This is a genomic window from Amycolatopsis sp. NPDC049252 (assembly GCF_043197175.1).
GTDB lineage: Bacteria > Actinomycetota > Actinomycetes > Mycobacteriales > Pseudonocardiaceae > Amycolatopsis.
This window is the reverse complement of record NZ_JBICSQ010000026.1, coordinates 77,275-103,061: the sequence shown is the minus strand read 5'-3', so window position 1 is coordinate 103,061 and position 25,787 is coordinate 77,275. Positions and strand designations below refer to the sequence as shown.

Below are 25,787 nucleotides of genomic sequence, written 5' to 3'. Positions count from 1 at the left end.
TCAGGCGAGCTGGACCAGCCAGTCGTTGACGTGCTTGGCGACGACCTCGGCGTGCTCTTCCAGCATCGTGTAGTGGTTGCCTTCGGTCTCCGCCTCGGTGGTGACGGAAACCCACTTCGACCGCCAGCCTTCGGCGGGCCATTCCGGCATCGGCTCGGCGGCGGTGACGAGCAGGACCGGAATGGTGACTTCGGGGGCGCGCCATTGTTCGAACAGCCGGAAATAGGCGCCCATCGCGGTGAGCCGGTCGTCGTCGACCGGGGCGTACCGGCCGTCGCGGTCGGCCATGCCGCCCATCAGTCCGGGCAGCAGTTCGTCGATTCCCGCACCGCCCGGTGCGTAACCGTCGAGGACGACCAGGGCCGCCGGGCGCAGGCCGCGCTGTTCGAGCCGCGCGGTGACGGCGTGGGCGAGGACCGCTCCCGACGAATGCCCGGCCAGCACGAACGGGCCGTCGCCGGCCCGCTCGGCGACCGCGTCGGCGAGCAGGTCGGCCGCGGCGTCCGCCGAGTCCGGAAGTGCTTCCCCGGTCCCGAATCCCGGTACCGTCAGCGCCGACACTCCGCGCACGCCGCGCAGCGCGGCGCCGATCCCGGCGTACTGGTGCGGGCCGGAGATGGCGGTCATCGACGGGACGCAGATCAGGCTCGGCTCGGCCGTCTCCGGCGCCAGCCGCACCAGCGACGCGGCGGGCGCGCCGGTGAGCCGGAACCGCGACGCCGTCATCAGCATGCTGACGAAGTCACCCGCCTTGCCCTGGTCACAGGCCTGCCGGAACAACGCGCCGAGCGTGCTTTCGGCCTGTTCGACGGAGGACGTGCCAGCGAGCCGCTCCGCCAGGTACCCGGCCAGCGCGGCCGGGGTGCCGAACTCGTAGACCAACGCCGGCGGCAGGTCGAGGCCGGTCAGCTCGGTGAGCCGGTTGCGCAGCTCGACCGCGGTGAGCGAGGCGAACCCGAGTTCGAGGAACTCGCGGTCGCCTTCGACGGCGTCGGCGGAACGGTGGCCGAGCACGAACGCGGCCTGTTCACGGACCACGCCGAGCAGGATCCCGACGCGCTCGGCGCCGGTCGCCGAGCCGAGCCCCTCCAGCGCACCGAGGCGCGTCGGCTCCGGCTTGGCCTCGACGAGGGGGGCCAGCACGTCCAGGAACGCGGCGGGCCGGGTGGCACGCAGCCCGGGGGCCACGGCCGCCCAGTCGACGTCGGCCAGCACGAGCCCGCGCTCACCCCGGCCCGCCGCGGCGCGCACCGCGGCCAGCAGGAGCCGCGGGTCGAGCGGAGCCACACCGGGCGTGGTCGGCGTGCCCTCCCACGGCCCGGTGGCGACGCACAGGGTTCCGGCGCCGCGCCGCTGGGCGAGCGCGGTGAGCCGGGCGCCGGCCGCGGCGTCGACCGCCGCCCCCGCCCCGCCCCAGACGCACGCGCCCGGCACGAGCACCAGGAACGCGTCGACGTCTTCGCCGACTTCGAGTGCCTCGGCGATCTGCTCGTGCACGGCCGCTTCGAAAGCGCTGGGCGTGAGCGTGTCCAGCGGCGCGGGCGAGGACGGCGTCACGAGGTGGACGACCGTGCGAGCGCCCGCCGTGACGTCCCGGGTCGGTTCGGCACCCAGGCCGGCGAGCCAGGCCTCGACCGACTCCGACACCGCGCCGGTGAGCAGCACCGGGCCCTCCGGCGTCCACGGGGTGCCCGCGTCGCCGATCGGCGCGCGGACCAGCCGCCGGGCGAGCACACCCGCCGGCCGCACCGCGACCTCGTCCTCACGGCCGCCTGCGGTGAGCACTGCACCGACGCGGCGCCAGTCCGCGGCCGTGGGCGCGGCGGGCAGGTCGAGCAGGCCGCCCCAGCGGTGCGGGTACTCCTGCGCGGCCACCTGGCCGAGCGCCCAGACCTGGGCCGGGCCCGCCGCGGGCACCGCGTCGGCCGTCCCGGTCCGGACGGCGCCGCTGGTCAGGCACCACAGCGGCGCCTCGACCCCGGCGTCGCCGAGGGCCTGGACCAGCGCGGTGCTGAGCGCGAGCCCGTGCGTCTCGTCGAGCGACAGCAGCGAAAGGACGCCGCCGACCGGGCCGTCGAGCACCGTGCGCAGGCCGCCCGCGAGCAGGTCGCGGTCGGCGTCGGTGTCGTCCAGCGCCACCCCGGCCGCAGTCGCGCCGAGGCCCTCGAGCAGCCGCACGGCCTCGGCGACGCGCTCGTCCTCGGCGTGCGTGGCGGGGGCCACGACGAGCCAGGTGCCCGAGGTGACGCCACCGGCCGGCTCCGGGATCGAGTGCCATTCGGTGCGGTACCGCCAGCTGTCCACAGTGGATTCGGTACGCCGGCGACGGTGCCACGCGGACAGCGCCGGGAGCACGGTGTCGAGCGCGGCCCGGCCGTCCTCGCCGACGTTCAGCGCTTCGGCCAGCGCACCGGCGTCGGCGCGTTCGACCGAGGCCCAGAACGCCGAGTCCGGCGCCGCGGTGATGGCGGCGGGCGCCTCCGCCCGCAGCCAGTAGTGCTCCCGCTGGAAGGCGTAGGTGGGCAGGTCCGCGCGGGCCGCGCCCCAGCCCGCGGCCCGCGCCGTCCAGTCGAGCCGGACGCCGCGGACGTGCAGCGCGGCCAGCGCCGCGGCGAACGCGGCCGGTTCCGGCCGGTCGCCCCGCAGGGCCGGGACGGCCAGGACCGCCGGGTCGTGGTCGAGGGACTCGCGGGTGAGGCCGGACAGCGGCGCGTCCGGGCCCAGCTCGACGAACGTCCGGACGCCCAGGTCGTGCAGGGCGGCGACGCCGTCGGCGAACCGGACCGCGGCCCGGACGTGCCGCACCCAGTAGTCCGCGTCCACCTCGGCGAGCAGCTCGCCGGTGACGTTCGAGACGATCGGCACCACCGGCGGCCCGTAGGACAGGCGTTCCGCGACCACGCGGAACTCCTCGAGCATCGGCTGCATCCGCGCGGAGTGGAACGCGTGGCTGACGCTGAGCCGCTTGGTCTTGCGGCCGAGACCGCGGAAGTGCTCGGCCACCGCGAGCACGGCGTCCTCGTCGCCGGAGACCACAGTGGACTCCGGGCCGTTGAGCGCGGCGATCGCGACGCCGTCGCCCAGGTGCGGGTGGACCTCGTCCTCGCCGGCCTGCAGCGCGACCATCGCGCCGCCCTCCGGCAGCGCCTCCATCAGCCGGGCGCGGGCGGTGATCAGCTCGGCCGCGTCGGCCAGCGAGAGCACCCCGCCGACGTGCGCGGCGGTGATTTCGCCGACCGAGTGCCCGAGGAGGTACGCCGGGCGCAGCCCCGCGTGCTCGGCCAGCCGGTACAGCGCGACCTCGATCGCGAACAGCGCCGGCTGCGTGTAGCCGGTGCGGTCGAGCAGATCCGGCTCTTCGATGATCGTCTTCAGTGGACGGTCGAGGTGCCGGTCCAGCGCCGCGCAGGCGTCGTCGAACGCGGCGGCGAACACCGGCTCGGTCGTGTACAGCTCGCGGCCCATGCCGGCGCGCTGGCTGCCCTGCCCGGAGAACAGCACGGCCACCGCCCCGGCGCGCCCGGCCGTTCCGCACAGAACGCCCGGACCGTCGGAACCCTGGGCCACGGCGCGGACGCCGTCGAGCAGTTCCTCGCGGCTCGCGCCGAGCACGACGGCCCGGTGCTCCCAGGTCGCGCGGTGCGCGGCCAGGGTGCGGGCCACCGCCGCGGCGGACAGCTCCGGCTCCCCGGCGACCCGGGCGGCCAGCCGGTCCGCCTGCTCGCGCAGCGCGGCTTCGGTCCGCCCGGAGATCAGCCACGGCAGCACCCGCGAGTCCTCAATGGACTGTTCGGGCGCGGCCATCGGCGGCGCCTGCTCGATGATCGCGTGCGCGTTGGTGCCGCTCACGCCGAACGACGAGACGCCGGCCCGGCGCGGACGGCCGGTCTCCGGCCACGCGCGTTCCTCGGTCAGCAGCTCGACCGCGCCGGCCGTCCAGTCCACCTGGGACGACGGCGCGTCGACGTGCAGCGTCTTCGGCAGCACGCCGTGACGCAGCGCCTCGACCATCTTGATGATGCCGCCGACGCCCGCCGCGGCCTGGGTGTGGCCGATGTTGGACTTCAGCGACCCCAGCAGCAGCGGTTCGCCGGAGCGGTCCTGGCCGTAGGTCTCCAGCAGCGCCTGGGCCTCGATCGGGTCGCCCAGCTTCGTGCCGGTGCCGTGCGCCTCGACGGCGTCGACGTCCGATGCAGCCAGACCGGCCGTCTCCAGCGCCTGGCGGATCACCCGCTGCTGCGCCGGGCCGTTCGGCGCGGTGAGGCCGTTGGACGCGCCGTCCTGGTTCACCGCGGTGCCGCGGACGACCGCGAGCACCTCGTGGCCGTTGCGCCGCGCGTCCGACAGCCGCTCCAGCAGCAGCATGCCGGCACCTTCGCCCCAGCCCGTGCCGTCGGCGGCGTCGGCGAACGACTTGCACCGGCCGTCTGAGGACAGTCCGCGCTGGCGGGAGAACTCGATGAAGACGTTCGGCGTGGCCAGCACGGTGACCCCGCCGGCCAGCGCGAGCTCGCACTCGCCGGACCGCAGGGCCTGCGCCGCGAGGTGCAGCGCGACCAGCGACGACGAGCACGCCGTGTCCACCGTGACCGCCGGGCCTTCAAGGCCGAAGGTGTACGACAGCCGCCCGGACGCGACACTGCCCGAGGTGCCGGTGCCGAGGTAACCCTCGACGCCCTCCGGCACGGAAGCCAGCGAAGTCGCGTAGTCGTGGTACATCACGCCGGCGAAGACCCCGGTCCGGCTGCCGCGCAGCGTGCCCGGGTCGATCCCGGCGCGTTCGAAGGCCTCCCACGACGTCTCCAGCAGCAGCCGCTGCTGCGGGTCCATCGCGATCGCCTCACGCGGCGAGATGCCGAAGAAGGCCGCGTCGAACTCGCCCGCGTCGTAGAGGAAGGCGCCTTCACGGGCGTAGGAGGTGCCCTGGTTGTCCGGGTCGTCGTCGAACAGCCCGGCGACGTCCCAGCCGCGGTCGGCCGGGAACACCGAAATCGCGTCGGTGCCTTCGGAGACCAGCCGCCACAGGTCCTGCGGGCCGCGCACGCCACCCGGGTACCGGCAGCCCATGCCGACGATCACGACCGGGTCGTCGGCCGTGGCCGCCTTCCGGGCCACCGGTGCGGTCCGGACCGCACCGGCCAGCCGCCGGTCGAGCTCGGCGGCCAGCGCCGAAGGTGCCGGGTAGTCGAAGACCATCGTCGCGGGCAGCCGCAGGCCGGTGGCCGCGCCGAGCCGGTTGCGCAGCTCGACCGCGGTCAGCGAGTCGAAGCCCAGCTCGCGGAACGCGCGGTCCGGGTCCACCGCCTCGGCCGACGCGTGCCCGGCGACCGCGGCGGCCTGACCGCGGACCAGGTCCAGCAGGAACGCCGCCCGCTCGGCGGCGGGCAGACCCGCCAGCCGCGCCTCGACGGAGTCGACCGCGGCCGCGCCCGCGAGCGCGGCCGTACGACGGCCCGGCACGCGGACCAGGCCGCGCATGACCGGCGGGATCATCCCGGCCGCGGCCTGCTTGCGCAGCGCCCGGACGTCGAGCCGCATCGGCACGACCAGCGCGTCCGGCGAGCCGAGGGCCGCGTCGAACAACGCCATGCCCTGCGCAGACGACAGGGGGGCCACGCCGCCGCGGCTCATCCGGCGGACGTCCGCGTCGTCGAGGTCACCGGTGAGCGCGCTGCGCTCCTCCCAGAAGCCCCAGGCCAGCGAGACCGCGGGCTTGCCCGCGGCGCGCCGGCGCTGGGCCAGCGCGTCGACCACGGCGTTGGCCGCGGCGTAGTTAGCCTGCCCGGCGCTGCCGAGCAGCCCGGCCGCCGAGGAGAACAGCACGAACGCGCTCAGGTCGCGGTCCGCGGTCAGCTCGTCCAGGTGCAGCGCCGCGTCCGCCTTGGGCCGCAGCACGGTGTCGAGACGCACTTCGGTCTGCGCCTCGACAACGCCGTCGTCGAGCACCGCCGCCGCGTGGATCACCGCGGTCAGGTCGGGCACCCCGGCGAGCAGCTCGGCCAGCGCGTCGCGGTTGGCGACGTCGCAGGCCGCGATGGTCACCTCGGCGCCCAGCTCGGTCAGCTCGGCGGCCAGCTCCGGCGCGCCCGGCGCCGCCCAGCCCTGACGGCCGGTCAGCAGCAGGCGGCGGACGCCGTGCGCGGTCACCAGGTGCCGGGCCAGCAGCGAGCCGATCGTGCCGGTGGCCCCGGTGACCAGCACCGTGCCCTCGGCACCCAGGACGTCCACAGTGGACTCCGCCGGCGCCAGGCGCGGCACCAGGACCTGCCCGCCGCGGAGCGCCCGCTGCGGCTCGTCGCCGGTCAGCGCCCCCTCCGGGATGCCGCCGGCCGGGTCGAGGTCGAGCAGCAGGAACCGGCCCGGGTGCTCGGACTGCGTCGAGCGGAGCAGACCCCAGACCGCCGCGGTGGCGACGTCGGGCGACTCGCCCTCGACCGCGACGGCGCCGCGCGTGACCAGCACCAGACGTCCGGTGAAACGCTCGTCGGCCAGCCAGCCGCGCACCAGTTTCAGCGCGCGCCCGGCGTTCGCCCGCACGTCGTCCGCGGCGAAGCTGACCAGCACCAGTTCGGGCTGGTCGGCCTCGGCGAGGGCGTTCGGCGTGTCGTGGCAGACCGCGCCGAACGCGCCGGCCAGGCCGAACGGGTCCTCGCCGAGCACCGCGACCGACGGCGTCTCTTCGGTGACCGGAACCTCGGTCCAGGTGACGCGGAAGAGCGAGTCCGCGGCGGAGGACCGTGCCGGGGCCGACATCGGCCGCAGCACCAGCGACTCCACCGTCACCACCGGCCGCCCGGCCGGATCGGACGCCGACAGCGCGAGGCCGTCTCCGGCCGGCGCGAGCCGGACCCGCAGCGAAGCGGCGCCGGAGGCGTGCAGGGTGACGCCGGTCCAGGCGAACGGCAGGTGCCCGCCCGCGACCAGCCCCAGGCCGGCGGCCTGGACGGCGGCGTCGAGCAGGGCCGGGTGCAGGCCGAACGAGGCCGCGTCGGTGCCGTCGGGCAGCGTGACCTCGGCGAACACCTCGCCGTCACGCCGCCAGGCGGCGGTCAGGCCCTGGAACGCCGGGCCGTAGCCGAACCCGTGGTCGGCCATGATGTCGTAGTAACCCTCCAGCGACACCACTTCGGCTCCCGCAGGCGGCCACTCGGTGTCCACTTCGGACTCCGACGAGCCGGACCCGAGCAGGCCGGACGCGTGCCGCGTCCACCCCTGTTCGTCCAGCGCGTGCTCGTCCCGCGAGTACACCGTGAGCGGACGCAGGCCGTTCGGGTCCGGCTCGCCGACGACGAGCTGGAGCAGCACGTGGCCGGCCTCGGGCAGCACCAGCGGGGCGTGCAGGGTCAGCTCGTCCAGCCGGCCGCAGCCGGACTGGTCGCCGGCCCGGATGGCCAGCTCGACGAACGCGGTCCCGGGCAGCAGCACCATGTCGCCGACGACGTGGTCCGCCAGCCACGGGTGGGTCTGCCGCGAGATCCGGCCGGTGCACAGGTACCCGGCGTTCTCGGCGAGCCCGACCGCGGCGCCCAGCAACGGGTGCGCGACGGCGCCCAGCCCGGCCGACGACACGTCCGCGAACGCGGGCGCGGCCGGCTCCGGCCAGTAGTGCTCGTGCTGGAAGGCGTAGGTCGGCAGGTCGGCGCGGCGGGCGCCGGCGCCGTCGAACACCGCGGCCCAGTCGACGCTGACGCCGTGCGCGAACGCCTCGGCCAGCGCGAGCAGCAGCCGGTCGCGGCCGCCCTCGTCGCGGCGCAGGGTGCCGCTGACGGTGGCCGTCGAGCCGGCGTCGTCGATGGTCTGCTGGATCCCGACGGTCAGCACCGGGTGGGCGCTGACCTCGACGAACGACTCGTGGCCCAGGGCCAGCAGCGCCCGGGTGACCTCCTCGAACCGGACCTGCTGGCGCAGGTTGCGGTACCAGTAGGCAGCGTCCAAAGAGGACGTATCGACGGGGCCGCCGGTGACCGTGGAGTGGAACACCGTGTCGGTGTCCTTCGGCCGGATCGGGGCGAGCAGCCGCAGCAGCTCGGCCTCGATGGCCTCGACGTGCGCGCAGTGCGACGCGTAGTCGACGGCGATCCGGCGCGCGCGGATGTGGTGCCCGCGGCAGTGCTCGACCAGTTCGTCGAGCGCGTCGGCGTCCCCGGACACGACGGTCGCTTCGGGGCCGTTGACCGCGGCGACCGAGATCCGCCCGGTCCACCCGGCCAGGAGTTCTTCCGCACCGGCGCGGGAAAGCGCGAGCGAGACCATCCCGCCGCGGCCGGACAGGGCCAGGATCGCCTGGCTGCGCAGGGCCACGACCCGGGCGGCGTCCGAAAGGGACAGTGCCCCCGCGACGGCGGCCGCCGCGATCTCGCCCTGCGAGTGCCCGATCACCGCGGCCGGGCGGACGCCGTAGGCGCGCCAGACCTCGGCCAGCGAGACGTTGATCGCCCACAGCACCGGCTGCACGACGTCCACCCGATCGAGCGGCTCGGCCGCGCGAACGACGTCCATCAACTGGAAGTCGACGAACGGGGCCAGCGCGGCGGCGCACTCGGCCATCCGCGCGGCGAACGCCGGCTCGGTCTCCAGCAGCTCGACGGCCATGCCCGGCCACTGCGAACCCTGGCCGGGGAACACGAACACCGGACGCTCGCCGCGGGCGAAGCCCTGCGCGACGCCGTGCCCGGCGATGCCGCCGGCCAGCGCGGTGAGCCGCTCCTTCAGCTCTCCGGCGTCGTGGCCCAGCACCACCGCGCGGTGCTCGAACACCGACCGCGTGGTGGCCAGCGCGTGGCCGACGTCGACCGGGTGGGCGTCCACAGTGGCCAGCCGGGCGGCCTGGGCCCGCAGCGCGCCTTCCGTCCGTGCGGTCAGGACCCAGGGAATCGAGCCCCGGTAAGACGGTTCGGCCGTCTCGTCGTCCATTTCGGACGGTGCCTCGATGATCGCGTGCGCGTTGGTGCCGCTGACGCCGAACGCCGACACGGCCGCGCGACGCGGGCGGCCGGTCTCCGGCCAGGCCCGTTCCTCGGCGAGCAGCTCGACCGCGCCCGAAGCCCAGTCGACGTGCGGGGTCGGCTCGTCGATGTGCAGCGAGCGCGGCAGCACCCCGTGCCGGATGGCCTGCACCATCTTGATCACACCGCCGACGCCGGCCGCGGCCTGCGTGTGCCCGATGTTGGACTTGAGCGAACCAAGCCAGAGGGGCTCGGACCGGTCGCGGCCGTAGGTGGCCAGCAGGGCCTGCGCCTCCACCGGGTCACCGAGCGTGGTACCGGTGCCGTGCCCTTCGACTACGTCTACGTCCGAAGTAGACAGTCCGGCGTTGGCCAGAGCCTGACGGATCACCTTCTGCTGCGCGGGACCGTTCGGCGCGGTGAGGCCGTTGGACGCGCCGTCGGAGTTGATCGCGCTGCCCCGGACGATCGCGAGCACCGGGTGCCCGTGGCGGCGGGCGTCGGAAAGCCGTTCCACGACGAGCATTCCGGCGCCTTCACCCCACGCCGTGCCGTCGGCGGCGGACGCGTACGGCTTGCAGCGGCCGTCCTTGGCCAGCCCGCGCTGGCGGGAGAACTCGACGAACGGCCCGGGCGTCGGCATCACCTGCACACCGCCGGCCAGCGCCATCGAGCACTCACCGCTGCGCAGGGCCTGGACCGCCCAGTGCAGCGCGACCAGCGACGACGAGCACGCCGTGTCCACCGTGACCGCCGGGCCCTCCAGGCCGAGTGTGTAAGCGATCCGGCCGGACATCACGCTGGACGACGTGCCGGTCAGCATGTAGCCCTCGGCGTTCGCCGTGCTGCCGGCCAGCACCGAGGTGTAGTCCTGCGTCGCGCCGCCGACGAACACACCGGACCGGCTGCCGCGCAGGGTTTCCGGGTCGATCCCGGCGCGCTCCAGCGCCTCCCAGGCGATCTCCAGCAGCAGCCGCTGCTGGGGGTCCATGGTGAGCGCCTCGCGCGGGGTGATGCCGAAGAACCCGGCGTCGAACAGGCCCGCTTCGTGCAGGAACGCGCCTTCGCGGGTGTAGCTCGTGCCGGACGATTCGGGGTCGTCGTCGTACAGCGCGTCCAGCGCCCAGCCGCGGTTGTCGGGGAACGTCGAGATCGCGTCCCGGCCTTCGGCGACGAGGTCCCACAGCTGCTCCGGCGTCGAGATCCCACCCGGGTAACGGCAGGCCATCGCGACGATCGCGATCGGCTCGTCGGTGGCGCCGACGGCCGTGACCTGAGCGGCGTCGGCGGCGACGCCGAGCACCTCGGCCCGCAGGAACTCCGCGAGCACCCGGGGTGAGGGGTAGTCGAACACCAGCGTCGTCGGCAGGGTCAGGCCGGTGACGGCCGTCAGCCGGTTGCGCAGCTCGACGGCGGTCAGCGAGTCGAAGCCGAGCTCGCGGAACGCCTTCTGCGCGCCGAGCCCCTCCGCGCCGGCGAAGCCGAGCACCGCGGCGGCGTGCTGCGAGATCAGGTCGACGAGCAGGTCCTCCTGGTCGGCGGCCGACATCCCGCTCAGCCGCGCGTGCAGCGCGGACGCCTCGGGGGTGCGCTCGGCGGCGGCCTGCTCGGCCGCCGCCCGCAGCGCGCGGACGGCGGGCAGCTCGTCCAGCAGCGGCCGCGGCCGGGCCGCGGTGAACGCCGGGTAGAACCGCTCCCAGACGACGTCGGCGACGGCCAGGAACGTCTCGTCGCGCTCCAGTGCCTGGCGCAGCGCGGCGATCGCGAGCTTCGGGTCCATGGCCGGGACCCCGCGGCGGCGCATCTGCTCCCCCGCCTCGCCCTCGGCCATGCCGCCGTCGGCCCAGGCCCCCCACGCGATGGAGGTGGCCTTGAGCCCGCGGGCGCGGCGCTGCTCGGCGAAGGCGTCGAGGTAGGCGTTGGCCGCGGCGTACGCGCCCTGGCCACCGCCACCCCAGACGCCCGCGTTGGAGGAGAACAGGACAAAGGCGTCCAGCTCGGGGAATACGTCTTCGAGCGCCTGCGCGCCGGTGATCTTGGCCGTGGCGATCCGGGCCAGGTCGTCGAGGACGAGGTCGTCGACGGCCCCGGTTTCGCCCAGCCCGGCCGCGTGGAAGACCGCGGTGACCGGACCGTCCAGGCTCGCGGCGAGCGCGGCGAGGGCGTCGCGGTCGGCGGCGTCGCAGGCCGCGACGGTGACGCGGGTGCCCAGCTCGGTCAGCTCCGCGGCCAGCTCGGCCGCGCCCGGGGCGTCCGCGCCGCGACGGCTGGTGAGCACGACGTGCGCGGCCCCGGCGGTGGCGAGCCAGCGCGCGACGTGCGCGCCGATGGCCCCGGTACCGCCGGTGATCAGCGCGGTCGCGCCGTCGGGCCGCCAGCCCGGCCGGGCCCGGACCGTGGCCGCGGCGGGCGCGGGCACCAGGCGGCGCGCGAGGACGCCGTTGTCCCGGACGGCGACCTGGTCCTCGGTGCCGGTCAGCACGGCGGCGAGCCGGGCGGCGGCGCGGCCGGAGACCTCGGCGGGCAGGTCGACCAGGCCACCCCAGCGTTCGGGCCGTTCCAGGCCGAACACCCGGCCCAGCCCCCAGACCGCGGCCTGGGCCGGAGACGAAACCGGCGCGACCGCACCGGTGGTGGCGATCCACAGTGGAGTGTCGCCCAGGTCCCGCATCAGCTCGGCGGTGGCCGCGAGGCCCATGGGGACGGAAGCGGCGTCCGGGTGCGGACGCTCGTCCAGCGCCAGCAGGGAAAGCACGCCGTCCACCGGCTCGGCGCAGTGCTCGATGCCGGTCACCACGCGGACGTCGACACCGGCCCCGCGCAACGCCTCGGGCCACGCCGTCTCGACGTCCTCGGGGACGACGACGAGCCAGGTGCCCTGAGCGACCCCGGTCGGCTCGGGCAGCGGGTTCCACGCGATCCGGTACCGCCATGCGTCCACAGTGGACTCGTCGGCGGCCTGGCTGTGCCACGCGGAAAGAGCGGGCAGCACCGCGCTCAGCGGGTCGTCGGCGTCAACGGCCAGTGTCGCGACGAGTTCGCCCAGGTCACCGCGGTCGACGGCGGCCCAGAAGGCGGACTCCAGCGCGTTCGTCGCACCGAACGCCGCGCCGGCGGGCATCTCCGGCGCGTCGAGCCAGTACCGCGCCCGCTGGAACGGGTAGGTCGGTAGGTCGACCCGCTTCGGGGTGATCCCGGCGAAGAGCGCGGACCAGTCAGGCGACGCCCCGGCCGCGATGGCGGCCGCGAGCGCGTGCCGCACGGTGGTCTCTTCGTCCCGCGTCGCCCGCAGCGCCGGAACGGCGGTGACGACGCCGGTCAGGCACTCCTGCGTCATCGCGCAGAGGATGCCGTCCGGCCCCAGCTCGACGAACGTCGTGACGCCGCGTTCTTCGAGTGTGCGGACGCCGTCGGCGAACCGCACCGCGCGGCGGACGTGGCGCACCCAGTAGTCGGGGTCGGCCAGCTCTTCAGCGGTGGCCAGGCGTCCGGACACATTGGACACGACGGGGATGCGCGGCTCGTGGTAGGTCAGGGTTTCCGCGACGGCGTAGAAGTCCTCCAGCATCGCGTCCATCCGCGGCGAGTGGAAGGCGTGGCTGACCGTGAGCAGCTTGGTCTTGCGGCCCAGGGTGGTGAAGTGGTCGGCGACGGCCAGCACGGCGGCGTCGTCACCGGAGATGACGGTCGAGGACGGGCTGTTGAGCGCGGCGATGCTCACCGCACCGGTCAGCAGCGGGGTGATCTCGTCTTCGGTGGCCTGGATCGCCACCATCGCGCCGCCTTCGGGCAGCGCCTGCATCAGCTCACCGCGCGCCGCGACCAGCGCGACCGCGGACGGCAGGTCCAGCACGCCCGCGACGTGCGCGGCCGCGACCTCGCCGATCGAGTGCCCGATCAGGAAGTCCGGCGTGACGCCGAAGTGCTCGAACAGCCGGTACAGCGCGACCTCGACGGCGAACAGCGCGGCCTGGGTGTAGCGGGTCTTGTCGAGCAGGCGGTCCGGGTCGTCGAACAGGACCGTCTTGAGTGGAGTGTCCAACCGGGACGCGAACGCGGCGCAGACGGCGTCCAGCGCCTCGGCGAACACGGGCTGGGCGGCGTACAGTTCGCGGCCCATGCCGACGCGCTGGCTGCCCTGGCCGGTGAAGAGGAACGCGGTCTTCGCGCCGGCGACACCGGTGATCGCACCGGGCTCCCCCGCGGCGATCGCGTCGAGAGCGTCGAGGACCTCCCCCGGTTCGTCGGCGAGGACGACCGCGCGGTGCTCGTGGAGGGTCCGGGTGGTGGCCAGCGAGTAGGCGACCTCGGTGACGTCGAACTCGTCGAGGTGCTCGCGCAGGCGGGCGGCCTGGGCGCGCAGGGCGGCGGCGGACCGGCCCGAGACGACCAGCGGAACCCGCCGGCCGTCGTTGCTGGGCTCGTCGCTCTCGGCTGGTTCGGCCTGCTCGACGATCACGTGGGCGTTGGTGCCGCTGAACCCGAACGAGCTGATCCCGGCGCGCCGGGCGCGGTCGACGTCCGGCCACTCGCGCTCTTCGGCGAGCAGCTCGACGGCGCCGGACTCCCAGTCGACGTGCGGGGTCGGCTCGGCCAGGTGCAGCGTCTTCGGCAGGACGCCGTGGCGCATCGCCTCGACCATCTTGATGATCCCGGCGACGCCGGCCGCGGCCTGGGTGTGACCGAGGTTCGACTTGATCGAGCCGAGCAGCAGCGGGTCGCCGGTGCGGTCCTGGCCGTAGGTCGCGAGCAGGGCCTGGGCCTCGATCGGGTCGCCCAGCTGGGTGCCGGTGCCGTGCGCCTCGACGACGTCCACGTCCGATGCAGCCAGCCCGGCGTTCGCCAGCGCCTGGTGGATCACGCGCTGCTGCGAGGGACCGTTGGGTGCGGTGAGGCCGTTGGACGCGCCGTCCTGGTTGACCGCGGACCCGCGGACGACGGCGAGCACGGGGTGGCCGTTGCGGCGGGCGTCGGAGAGCTTCTCCAGCAGCAGCACGCCGGCGCCCTCACCCCAGCCGGTGCCGTCGGCGTCCGCGGAGAAGGCCTTGCAGCGGCCGTCGGAAGCGAGCCCGCGCTGCCGGCTGAACTCGACGAACGCGCCCGGGGACGCCATCACCGTGACGCCGCCGGCCAGCGCGAGCGTGCATTCCCCGTTGCGCAGCGCCTGTGCGGCCAGGTGCACGGCAACCAGCGAAGACGAGCACGCCGTGTCGACGGTGACCGCCGGCCCCTCGAGCCCGAGCGCGTAGGAAACGCGGCCGGTGACGACGCTGCCCGCGGTGCCGGTGGACAGGTACCCCTCGACACCCTCGGGCACGGCCAGCAACCGGGTCGCGTAGTCGTGGTACATGACTCCGGCGAACACGCCGGTTTTGCTGCCACGCAGAGAAGTCGGGTCGATCCCGGCGCGCTCGAAGGCCTCCCACGACGTCTCGAGCAGCAGCCGCTGCTGCGGGTCCATCGCGACGGCCTCACGCGGCGAGATCCCGAAGAACTCGGGGTCGAACTGCGCGGCGTCGTGCAGGAACCCGCCTTCGCGGGTGTAGCTCGTGCCCGCGGCGTCGGGATCGTCGTCGTAGAGGGCGTCGAGGTCCCAGCCGCGGTCGGCGGGGAACCCGCTGACCCCGTCCCGCCCCTCGGCGACCAGGCGCCACAGGTCGTCGGGCGTGCGCACCCCACCGGGATACCGGCACCCCATCGCCACGATCGCGATCGGCTCCTGCGCCCCGGCCTCGGCCTCACGCAGGCGGCGCCGCGTCTCGTGCAGGTCGGCGGTCACCCGCTTGAGGAAGTACCTGAGCTTGTCGTCGTTCTGTTCGGTCATGTCAGCGCGCCCCTCAGCGTCGAACCGTCGAAGTCTGTGTGTCGCCGGGCCCCAGCCCCGGCGTGTCGGCCGTTCCTGTCGGCGAGTTGGCCGCTCTGGGTGGCGTGTAGGCCGATCTGGGCGGTGTGTTGGCCGCTCCGGTCGGCGAGCTGGCCGTTCCGGGTGGCGAGCTGGCCGATCTGGGCGGTGTGTTGGCCGCCCCAGTCGGCGAGATGGCCGTTCCGGGTGGCGAGTCGGCCGCCCCGGTCGACGAGTCGGCCGCCCCGGTCGGCGACTTGGCCGCCCCAGTCGGCGACTTGGCCGCTCCGGTCGGCGAGCTGGCCGATCCGCGTGGCGAGTTGGCCGCCCCGGTCGGCGAGTCGGCCGCCCCGGTCGGCGACTTGGCCGCTCCGGTCGGCGAGCTGGCCGATCCGCGTGGCGTGTCGGCCGATCTGGGCGGTGTGTTGGCCGCCCCGGTCAGCGAGCTGGCCACTCCGGTCGGCGAGTTGGCCGTTGGCGTTGGCGTGTCGGCCGGTCCGGGTGATGTGTCGGCCGATCCCGTCGGCGGGTCGGCCATCCCGAGCCGTGCGTCGGCCGATCCCGGCGGCGGGTCGGCCCTGCCCGTCGGTGTGTTGGCCGATCTCGGTGGCGGGTCGGCCATCCCAGGCCGTGCGTCGGCCGATCCCGATGGCGGGCCGGCCGTTGGCGGTGGTGAGTCGAGTCGTCATGAGATGCCGAACTCCTTGCCGATGAAGTCGAAGATCTCGTCGTCCGACGCCACTTCCAGGTCCTCGGCGACCGACTTCTCCTCTTCCGGTTCCGCCCCGTCCCAGGCGGACGCCAGGCCGCGGAGGCGCCCGGCGATCCGGGCGCGGCCGGACTCGTCCGGCACCACCTGCGTCAGCGCGGCGCCGAGCCGGTCCAGCTCGGCCAGGAGCGCGGTGACCGCCGCCGTGCCGTCCGGAGCCAGGTCGGCGGCGAGCCGCGCGGCCAGGTCCAGCGGGGTCGGGTGGTCGAACACCAGCGTCGCGGGCATCCGCAGCCCGGTGACCGCGGCCAGCCGGTTGCGCAGCTCCACCGCCGTCAGCGAGTCGAACCCGAGCTCCTTGAACGCCCGGTCCGGCTCGACCAGGCCGGCGTCGGCGTGCCCGAGCACCGCGGCGACCTGCCCGCGGACCACGTCCAGCAGGATCCGCTCGCGATCCTCGGGCGACGCGGTCGACAGCCGCGCGGTCAGCGCCGCCCCGGCCCCCGCCGAGACGTCGACGCCACGCCGCGCCGGGGCCCGGACGAGACCCCGCAGCAGCGCGGGCACCTCACCCTGGGCGCGGGCCGCGGCGAGGTCGAGCCGCACCGGCACGAGCGCCGCGTCACCGGTCGCGACCGCGGCATCGAACAGCGCCAGACCCTCCTCTGTGGACAGTGCGGCGACACCGCCCCGGTTCAGGCGCCGGACGTCGGCGCCGCCGGCCATCCCGTCGTCCCACAGGCCCCAGGCCAGCGACGTCGCCGGGAGCCCACGGGCGCGCCGGTGTGCGGCCAGCGCGTCCAGGAAGGTGTTGGCGGCGGCGTAGTTCCCCTGGCCCGCGTTGCCGAACACGCCGGCCGCGGAGGAGAACAGGACGAACGCGTCGAGGTCACCGGTCAGCTCGTGCAGGTTGAGGGCGGCGTCGACCTTCGGCCGCAGCACCGCGCCGACCCGCTCGGGAGTCAGCGCCGGCAGGACGCCGTCGTCGAGGACGCCGGCCGCGTGCACCACGGCGGTCACCGGGTGCTCCGCCAGCACGGCGGCCAGCGCGTCGCGATCGGCGACGTCGCAGGCGAGCATCCGCACGTCGGCCCCCAATCCGGAGAGTTCGGCCGCCAGTTCGGCGTCCGCACCCCGGCGGCTGAGCAGCAGCAGGTCCCGGACGTCGTGCGCGGTGACCAGGTGCCGCGCGAGCACCCGGCCGAGCGCGCCGGTCGCGCCGGTGAGCAGGACCCGGCCACCCGGCCGGAACCGCAGCTCGCCGTCCGGTCGCGGCACCCGCGCCAGCCGCGGCGCGAAGACGTTCCCGGCGCGTACGGCCAGCTGCGGCTCGTCGGTGGCCAGCGCCCCGGCGAGTGCCTTCGAGGACTCGACGTCGTCGTCGAGGTCGGCCAGCCGGAACCGGCCGGGCTCTTCGGACTGCGCGGTGCGGACGAGACCCCAGACCGCGGCGGCGGCCGGGTCCGGCACGGTGTCACCCTCGGCCGCGGCGACCGCGCCCCGGGTGAGCAGCACCAGCTGGGTCGCGGCAAACCGCTCGTCCGCGAGCACGGCCTGGACCAGCGCCAGGGCGAACCCGGTGGTCTCGTGCGCGGCCGCGGCGGTGCGCCCGCCGGTGACCGGCACGATCAGCGTGTCCGGCGCCGGGCCGTCGTCGTCGAGGACGTCGACGAAGTTCTCGTACGCCACCGCGCCGATCGCCTCGGCCGCGGCGGGATCGGCGGTGACCAGGGCGAGCTGCCGGACGCCGTGCGCGACCGGGGCGACGGGCTGCCAGCCGATCCGGAACAGCGACTCGACGTTACCCCCGGACGGCAGCGCCAGCGGCCGCACCACCAGCGATTCGACGCGGGCGACCGGGGTACCGGCGTGGTCGGTGACGTCGAGCGCGATCGCGTCGGCGCCGGCCGGGCGCAGCCGGACCCGCAGGGCGGTGGCGCCGGTGGCGTACAGCGAGACGCCGGACCAGGAGAACGGCAGACGCGGCCCGCCGTCGCCTCCCGTCTTGGTGCTCCCCCGCGACATCGCGTGCAGTGCGGCGTCGAGCAACGCCGGGTGCAGCCCGAACCGGCTCGCCTCGGCGTCGTCGGGCAGGACGACCTCGGCGTAGACGTCCTCGCCGTCCCGCCAGATCGCCCGCAGCCCTTGGAACGCCGGCCCGTAGTCGAACCCGGCCACGGCGAGGTCGTCGTAGATCCCCTCCACCGCAACGGATTCAGCGCCAGTGGGCGGCCACTCGGTGAGCATCTCGGGAGTGGGCGCGCCGCTCGCGAGAGCACCGGTGGCGTGCACGGTCCACGGCTCGCCGTCCCCGGTGCGCGAGTGCAGCGTGAGGTCCCGCAGCCCGGACTCGCCAGGCGCGCCAACGGAAAGCTGCAGCTGCACGGATTCCTTCTCGGGCAGGACGAGCGGCGCGGCCAGCGTCAGCTCCTCGACGCGACCACAGCCGACCTGGTCACCGGCCCGCAGAGCGAGTTCCACGAACGCGGTGCCGGGCAGCAGTACGGTGCCCCCGACGGCGTGGTCGGCCAGCCAAGGGTGGGTCCGCCGCGACAGCAACCCGGTGAACACGACGGCGTCGTCGCCGGCCAGGTCGACGCTCGCCCCGAGCAGCGGATGCCCGGCAGCACCGAGGCCCGCGGAGGCGACATCGCCGACCATCGCCGGCGGGTGCAGCCAGAACCATTCCCGCTGAAAGGCATAGGTCGGCAGGGCAACCCGCCGCGCACCGGTCCCGGCGAACACCGCCGTCCAGTCCGGGGTTGCGCCCGCCGCGACCGCAGCACCAAGCGCCGTGACCGCCGAAACAACCTCCGGGCGTCCCTTGCGCAGCGCCGGAACCGCCGTCACGGCCACGGTGTCCTGGGCCATCGCGGACAACACACCGTCCGGCCCCAGCTCCACGAACGTCGTGACCCCAGCCGCCTCCAGCGTCCGCACGCCATCAACGAACCGCACGGCCTCCCGCACGTGCCGCACCCAGTAATCCGCGTCGAAAGACGTCACCAGCTCGCCGGTGACGTTCGAGACTATCGGTATAACCGACTTACCGTATGACAGAGACTCAGCTATACCGCGGAACTCATCCAGCATCGGGTCCATCAGCGGCGAGTGGAACGCATGGCTCACCACCAGGCGCTTCGTCTTGCGGTCACCGAACTTCTCGGCGACGGTCAGCACCGCGTCCTCGTCGCCCGAGATGACCGTCGAGGACGGGCCGTTCAGCGCCGCGACGGTCACACGGTCAGACAGATATACCGAAACCTCAGCCTCGGTCGCCTGCAAAGCCACCATCGCCCCACCCGACGGCAGCGCCTGCATCAACCGGCCCCGAGCGGCAACCAAAGTCACCGCATCAGCCAGCGACAGCACCCCGCCGACGTGCGCGGCGACGATCTCACCGATCGAGTGCCCAGCCAGATGCCCCGGCTTGACACCCCAGCTCTCGAACAGCCGGAACAGCGCCACCTCAAGCGCGAACAACGCGGCCTGGGTGTAGTCAGTCCGATCAAGAAGCGAGTTCACTTCGAACAGAACCGTCTTAAGAGGAGTGTCCAAAGTGAACTCGGCACACACCGCGTCCAGCGCGGAAGCGAACACCGGGAACGCGGAGTACAACTCAAGCCCCATGGCCGAGCGCTGACTGCCCTGCCCGGTGAACAGGAACGCCAGACCACCCGCGGCCGCCCCGGTCTCGACAGCACCCAAGGCGTCCAGCAAAGCACCGGGTTCCTCCGCCGTCAGCACCACCCGACGCTCGTGCAGCGTCCGCGTCGTGGCCTGCGAAAACGCGACGTCGGCGACGCGGAAATCCCGGCCAAAAAGGTGGTCCCGCAACCGCTGCGCCTGCTCACGCAAAGCCGCGTCGGTACGACCGGAGACGACCACCGGCACCGCACGGTCCACCCCCGGTACGACACGCGAAGGCTCGACAGGCGCTTGCTCGATGATCGTGTGCGCATTGGTCCCGCTGAACCCGAACGACGACACCGCCGCCCGCCGCGGCCGGTCCACCGACGGCCACTCACGCTGCTCGGTCAGCAGCGAGACCGCCCCGGCCGACCAGTCGACGTGCGGGGTCGGCTCGCCTACGTGCAGCGTCCGCGGCACCACGCCGTGACGCATGGCGAGAACCATCTTGATGATCCCGGCGACGCCGGCCGCGGCCTGCGTGTGCCCCAGGTTCGACTTGACCGAGCCCAGCAGCAGCGGCTCGCCGGCACGCTCGGCGCCGTAGGTGGCCAGCACTGCCTGCGCCTCGATCGGGTCGCCGAGCGACGTCCCGGTCCCGTGCGCCTCGACGACGTCGACGTCCGAAGTGGACAGACCGGCGTCGGCAAGGGCCTGGCGGATGACACGTTGCTGGGACGGGCCGTTCGGCGCGGTCAAGCCGTTGGACGCACCGTCCTGGTTGATCGCACTCCCCCGGACCACCGCGAGCACTTCGTGACCGTTGCGCCGCGCGTCGGACAGGCGCTCCAGCAGCAGCACGCCGGCGCCCTCGGCCCAGCCCGTGCCGTCCGCGTCGGCCGAGAAAGCCTTGCAACGGCCGTCGGAGGCGAGCCCGCGCTGGCGGCTGAACTCGACGAACGCGCCCGGCGTCGCCATCACCGTCACGCCACCGGCCAGCGCCATCGTGCACTCGCCGGAACGCAGGGCCTGCGCGGCCAGGTGCACCGCGACCAAAGAGGACGAACACGCCGTGTCGACCGTGACCGCCGGACCCTCCAGACCGAGCACATAGGACACCCGGCCGGACGCGACACTGCCGGACCCACCGGTGCCCAGGTAGCCCTCGACGCCCGGCGGAACCGCGGGCAGCCGGGACAGGTAGTCGTGGTACATCACCCCGGCGAACACCCCGGTTCTGCTGCCCCGTAACGAAACCGGGTCGATCCCGGCCCGCTCGACGGCCTCCCACGAGGTCTCCAGCAGCAGCCGCTGCTGCGGGTCCATCGCGATCGCCTCACGCGGCGAGATCCCGAAGAACGCCGGATCGAACTCACCCGCGTCGTAGACGAACCCGCCCTCGGAGGCGTGGCTGCTCCCCTCGCGGTCCGGGTCGCCGCCGAAGAGCCCGGAGACGTCCCAGCCGCGGTCGTCCGGGAACGCCGAGATCGCGTCCCGGCCCTCGCGCACCAGGTCCCACAGGTCCTCGGGACTGCGCACGCCGCCGGGGTAGCGGCAAGCGGCCGCGACGATCGCGATCGGCTCGTCGACCCCGGTCTTCGCGGTGACCGCCTCGGCCTCGGCGACCTCGCCGAGCAGGTCGGTCCGCAGCTGCCCGGCCAGCGCGGCCGGCGTCGGGTAGTCGAAGATCAGCGTCGCGGGCAGCCGCAGCCCGGTGGCCGCGCCCAGCCGGTTGCGCAGCTCGACCGCGGTCAGCGAGTCGAACCCGAGATCCCCGAACGTGCGCGTGACGTCGACGTCGTCGGCGGCCGCGTGCCCGAGCACCGCGGCGATCTGCGTGCGCAGCGTGGCCAGCACGAGGGCCTCACGATCGGCCTCGGGCGTGGCGGCGAGCTTGCGTGCCAGCGGCGAGCCGGTCGGCCCGGCCGCCGCGGTCCGCCGGGTGGCCGTGCGGATCAGCCCGCGCAGCAGCGGCGGGACGTCCCCGCCGGCCCGGATCCCGGCCAGGTCCAGCCGGATCGGCACGACCAAGGCCCGCCCGGCGTCCGCGTCGAGCAGCGCCAGTCCGTCCTCGGTGGACAGTGCGGCGACCCCGCCACGGCCCAGCCGTCCGACGTCGGCGCCGTCGATCATGCCGTCGTCCCACAGGCCCCAGGCCAGCGACGTCGCCGCCAGTCCCTGGGCGCGCCGGTGGGCCGCGAGGGCGTCGAGGAAAGCGTTTGCGGCGGCGTAGTTGCCCTGCCCGGCGTTGCCGAAGACCCCGGCTGCCGAAGAGAAAAGCACGAACGCGTCGAGGTCGTCGGTCAGCTCGTGCAGGTTGAGCGCCGCGTCGGCCTTCGGGCGCAGCACGGCGTCCAGGCGGTCGGCCGTCAGCGTCGACAGCACGCCGTCGTCGAGGACCCCGGCGGCGTGCACGACTGCGGTCACCGGGTGCTCGGCCAGCAACGCGGCCAGCGCGGCACGGTCGGCGACGTCGCACGCGGCCACGGTCACCTCGGCACCCAGCCCGCGCAGGTCCGTCACCAGCTCGGACGCCCCGGGCGCAGCCGGCCCGCGACGGCTGGTCAGCAGCAGCCGCCCGACGCCGTGGGTCGTGACCAGGTGCCGCGCGACCGCGCTGCCGAGCGCGCCGGTGGCCCCGGTGACCAGCACCGTGCCGTCCGGCCGGAGCCCGGCGAACGTCCCACCGGAGGCGCTGACGCGAGTCAGCCGCGGTGCCAGTACCCGCCCGCCGCGCACCGCGACATACGGCTCACCAGCGGAAACGGCGATGTTGAGCGCCACCGAGCCGTCGGTGTCGACGAGCGCGATGCGGCCCGGGTGCTCGGCCTGCGCCGACCGCACGAGCCCGCCGGCGGCCGCACCGGCGAGATCGGTGACGTCCTCGCCGGGCAGCACCGCGGCGCCACGGGTGAGCACGACCAGCGACGTCTCGTCGAAACGGGCGTCGGTGAGCAGGGTCTGCAGCAGGGCGAGGGCGAGGTGCCCGCGCTCGTGGACGTCACCGGTGAGGTTCAGCACCAGCACGTCCGGCGCCGATGCCGACTCCAGCTCCTCGTCCAGCTCCAGGAAGTCTTCGTACCGCTCGACGTCCAGCCCGGCGTCCGGGCCCAGCAGCGCCCAGCGGCCGTCGACGGTCGTCTCGGCGGGCACCGGCACCCAGTCGACGCCGAACAGCGCGTCGGTGCCGCGTTCGACACTCGCCAGCGGGCGCAGGGCCAAGGACGACACCGTCGCCACCGGCGCACCCGCGCCATCGGCGACGGTCAGCGAGACGCCGTCCACAGTGGACGAGAGGCGGACGCGCAGCTCGGTCGCACCGGTGGCGTGCAACGCGACGCCGGACCAGGCGAACGGCAGGTGCGCGCGGCCCGGTTCGACGAAGGCGCCGAGCCCGATGGCGTGCAGCGCGGCGTCGAGCAGCGCGGGGTGCAGCGCGAAGCCGGCCGCCGCGCGCTCGTCCGGCAGCGCGACCTCGGCGTAGACGTGCTCGCCGCGGCGCCAGGCCGCACGCAGGCCCTGGAACGACGGCCCGTAACCGAACCCGGCCTCCGCGAGCGCGGTGTAGTGGCCGGACAGGTCGATCGCTTCGCCGGCCGGGGGCCACTCCCCCAGCGGCTCGGCCGGGATCGCGGCCTCGGACAGGGCGCCTTCGGCGTGCTGGGTCCACGGCTCGTCGGCGAGCGCGCTCTCGAGTCGCGAGTGGACGGTCAACGGGTAGCGGCCCTGCTCGTCCGGGGCGCCGACCCACACCTGCACGTGGACGGCGTCGCGCTCGGGCAGCACCAGCGGCGCGTGCAATGTCAGTTCCTCGACGCTCCGCGCGCCGACCTGGTCGCCGGCCCGCACCGCGAGCTCGACGAACGCGGTCCCGGGCAGCAGCACGGTGCCGCCGACGGCGTGCTCGGCCAGCCACGGGTGGCTGTCCAGCGCGAGCCGGCCGGTGAGCAGCAGCCCGCCCTCGGCCCCGGCGACGCCGACCGCGGCACCGAGCAGCGGGTGGTCGGCCGGGCCGAGGCCGAAGCCGCTGGCCGAGCCGGTGAAGGTCCGCGCCGGGTACAGCCAGAAGTGCTCCTTCTGGAAGCGGTAGGTGGGCAGGTCGACCCGCGCGTGGTCACCGGGCAGCAGCCGCGTCCAGTCGACGGGTGCGCCGTTCGCCCAGGCCAGGCCGAGCGCGGCCACGGCGGTCTCGGGCTCGGGACGGCCGGCGCGCAACACGGGCAGCGCCTGAACCTCCGAGAGGGACTGGGAGGTGAGCGCGGAGAGGACGCCGTCCGGGCCCAGCTCGACGAACGTGCGGGCGCCGGCCTCGTGCGCCGCGGTCACGGCGTCGGCGAACCGGACGGTCTCGCAGACGTTCCGCACCCAGTAGCCCGCGTCGAACTCCGTCACCAGCTCACCGGTGACACTCGAGACCAACGGTATAACCGACTTACCGTATGACAGAGACTCAGCTATACCGCGGAACTCATCCAGCATCGGGTCCATGAGCGGCGAATGGAACGCGTGACTGACCGTCAGCCGCTTGGTCTTGCGATCCGTGAAATGCGCGGCCACGGCCAGCACGGCGTCTTCATCGCCCGAGACGACCGCCGAGGCCGGGCCGTTCAGCGCCGCGATGGTCACCCGGTCAGACAGATATACCGAAACCTCGGCCTCGGTCGCCTGAATGGCCACCATCGCGCCACCCTCGGGAAGCGCCTGCATCAGCCGCCCGCGCGCCGCGACGAGCTTGGCGGCGTCGTCGAGCGAGAACACCCCGGCGACGTGCGCGGCGGCGATCTCCCCGATCGAATGCCCGATCACCAGGTCCGGCCGCAGGCCCCAGTGCTCGACCAGCCGGAACAACGCCACCTCGACCGCGAACAGCGCGGCCTGCGTGTACCGGGTCCGGTCCAGCCGGTCGGCGTCGTCGCCGAACACGACGTCGTGGTCCAGCTCGAGGCGCTCGCAGACGGCGTCGAACGCGGCCGCGAACTCCGGGTAGGCGGCGTACAGCTCACGCCCCATGCCGATCCGCTGGCTGCCCTGCCCGGTGAACAGCAGGGCCAGTTTCCCTTCCCCGGCAACGCCCGTCACGGTGATGTCGCCGACCAGGACCGCGCGGTGTTCGTGCGCGGCCCGGCCGGTCGCCAGCGCGTGGGCGACGTCGGCGGGGTCGGCCGTCAGCTCGCGGATCGCCTCGACCTGTGCGGACAGCGCTTCCGGCGAGCGGGCCGAGACGATCCGCGGCACCGCCGGAACGTCCACTCGCGACACTGCGCCGGGCTCTTCCGCGGGCGCCTGCTCGATGATGGTGTGCGCGTTGGTCCCGCTGAACCCGAACGACGACACCGCCGCCCGCCGCGGCCGGTCCACCGACGGCCACTCACGCTGCTCGGTGAGCAGCTCGACCGCCCCGGCCGACCAGTCGATGTGCGGCGACGGCTCGCCGACGTGCAGCGTCCGGGGCAGGACCCCGTGGCGGATGGCCTGGACCATCTTGATCACGCCGCCGACGCCGGCCGCGGCCTGGGCGTGCCCGATGTTGGACTTGAACGAACCCAGCCACAGCGGCTCGCCGGCGCGCTCGGCGCCGTAGGTCGCGAGCAGCGCCTGGGCTTCGATCGGGTCGCCGAGCTTGGTGCCGGTGCCGTGCGCTTCGACGGCGTCGATGTCCGTAGTGGACAGTCGGGCGTCGGCCAGCGCTTGGCGGATCACGCGCTGCTGCGACGGGCCGTTGGGCGCGGTCAGGCCGCTGCTGGCGCCGTCGGAGTTGACCGCGCTCCCCCGGATCACCGCGAGCACCGGGTGTCCGTTGCGGCGCGCGTCGGAGAGCCTTTCCAGCAGCAGCATCCCGGCGCCCTCGGCCCAGCCGGTGCCGTCCGCGTCGGCGGAGAACGCCTTGCAGCGGCCGTCGGCGGCCAGGCCGCGCTGGCGGCTGAAGTCGATGAACGCGGCCGGCGTGGACATCACCGTCACGCCGCCCGCGAGCGCCATCGTGCACTCCTCGCGGCGCAGCGCCTGGCACGCCCAGTGCAGCGCGACCAAAGAGGACGAACACGCGGTGTCGACGGTGACCGCCGGGCCCTCCAGCCCGAAGGTGAACGACACCCGGCCCGAGGCGACGCTGCCCGAGCTACCGGTGCCGAGGTACCCCTCGACACCCTCGGGCACCGCCGGCAGCCGCGACGCGTAGTCGTGGTACATCACTCCCGCGAACACGCCGGTTCGGCTGCCGCGCAACGAAACCGGGTCGATGCCGGCCCGTTCGAACGCCTCCCACGACGTCTCCAGCAACAGGCGCTGCTGCGGGTCCATGGCCAGCGCTTCACGCGGGCTGATCCCGAAGAACGCCGGGTCGAACTCGGCCGCGTCGTGCAGGAACCCGCCCTCGGCCGAGTACGACGTGCCGGGGTGGTCGGGGTCCGGGTGGTACAGCTTCTCGACGTCCCAGCCGCGGTCGCGCGGGAACGGCGTCACACCGTCCACACCGGACTCGACGAGCCGCCAGAGGTCTTCCGGGCTCGTGATCCCGCCCGGGTACCGGCAGCTCATCGCGACGATCGCGATCGGCTCGGCCTCGACCTCCTGCAGCCGCTGCCGGGTCTGGGCCAGGTCGGCGGTCACCCGCTTGAGGTAATCGCGGAGCTTCTCTTCGTTCACCATGGCTGTGTCCCGT

3 protein-coding genes are annotated in these 25,787 nt (G+C 74.4%); all 3 read right to left on the bottom strand.

The features are described 5' to 3' along the window. The 3 genes from ACGFMK_RS25625 to ACGFMK_RS25615 are packed head-to-tail and all read right to left on the bottom strand — an operon-like array spanning position 1 to position 25,771. Positions 1–14,769 (bottom strand): type I polyketide synthase, encoded by a 14,769-nt coding sequence (locus ACGFMK_RS25625; protein WP_392767962.1) that lies wholly within the window; start codon positions 14,767–14,769, stop codon positions 1–3. Next, positions 14,766–15,476 carry a hypothetical protein gene (locus ACGFMK_RS25620; RefSeq protein ID WP_392767959.1) on the bottom strand — a complete coding sequence of 237 codons (711 nt, stop codon included), beginning with the start codon at positions 15,474–15,476 and terminating at the stop codon, positions 14,766–14,768. The genes ACGFMK_RS25625 and ACGFMK_RS25620 overlap by 4 nt, the downstream gene beginning before the upstream one ends. Then, positions 15,473–25,771, bottom strand: a complete 10,299-nt coding sequence (locus ACGFMK_RS25615; protein WP_392767969.1) for an SDR family NAD(P)-dependent oxidoreductase — start codon at positions 25,769–25,771, stop codon at positions 15,473–15,475. Before ACGFMK_RS25615 ends, ACGFMK_RS25620 begins: the two co-directional genes overlap by 4 nt. Between the last annotated feature and the right edge of the window lie 16 nt (positions 25,772–25,787).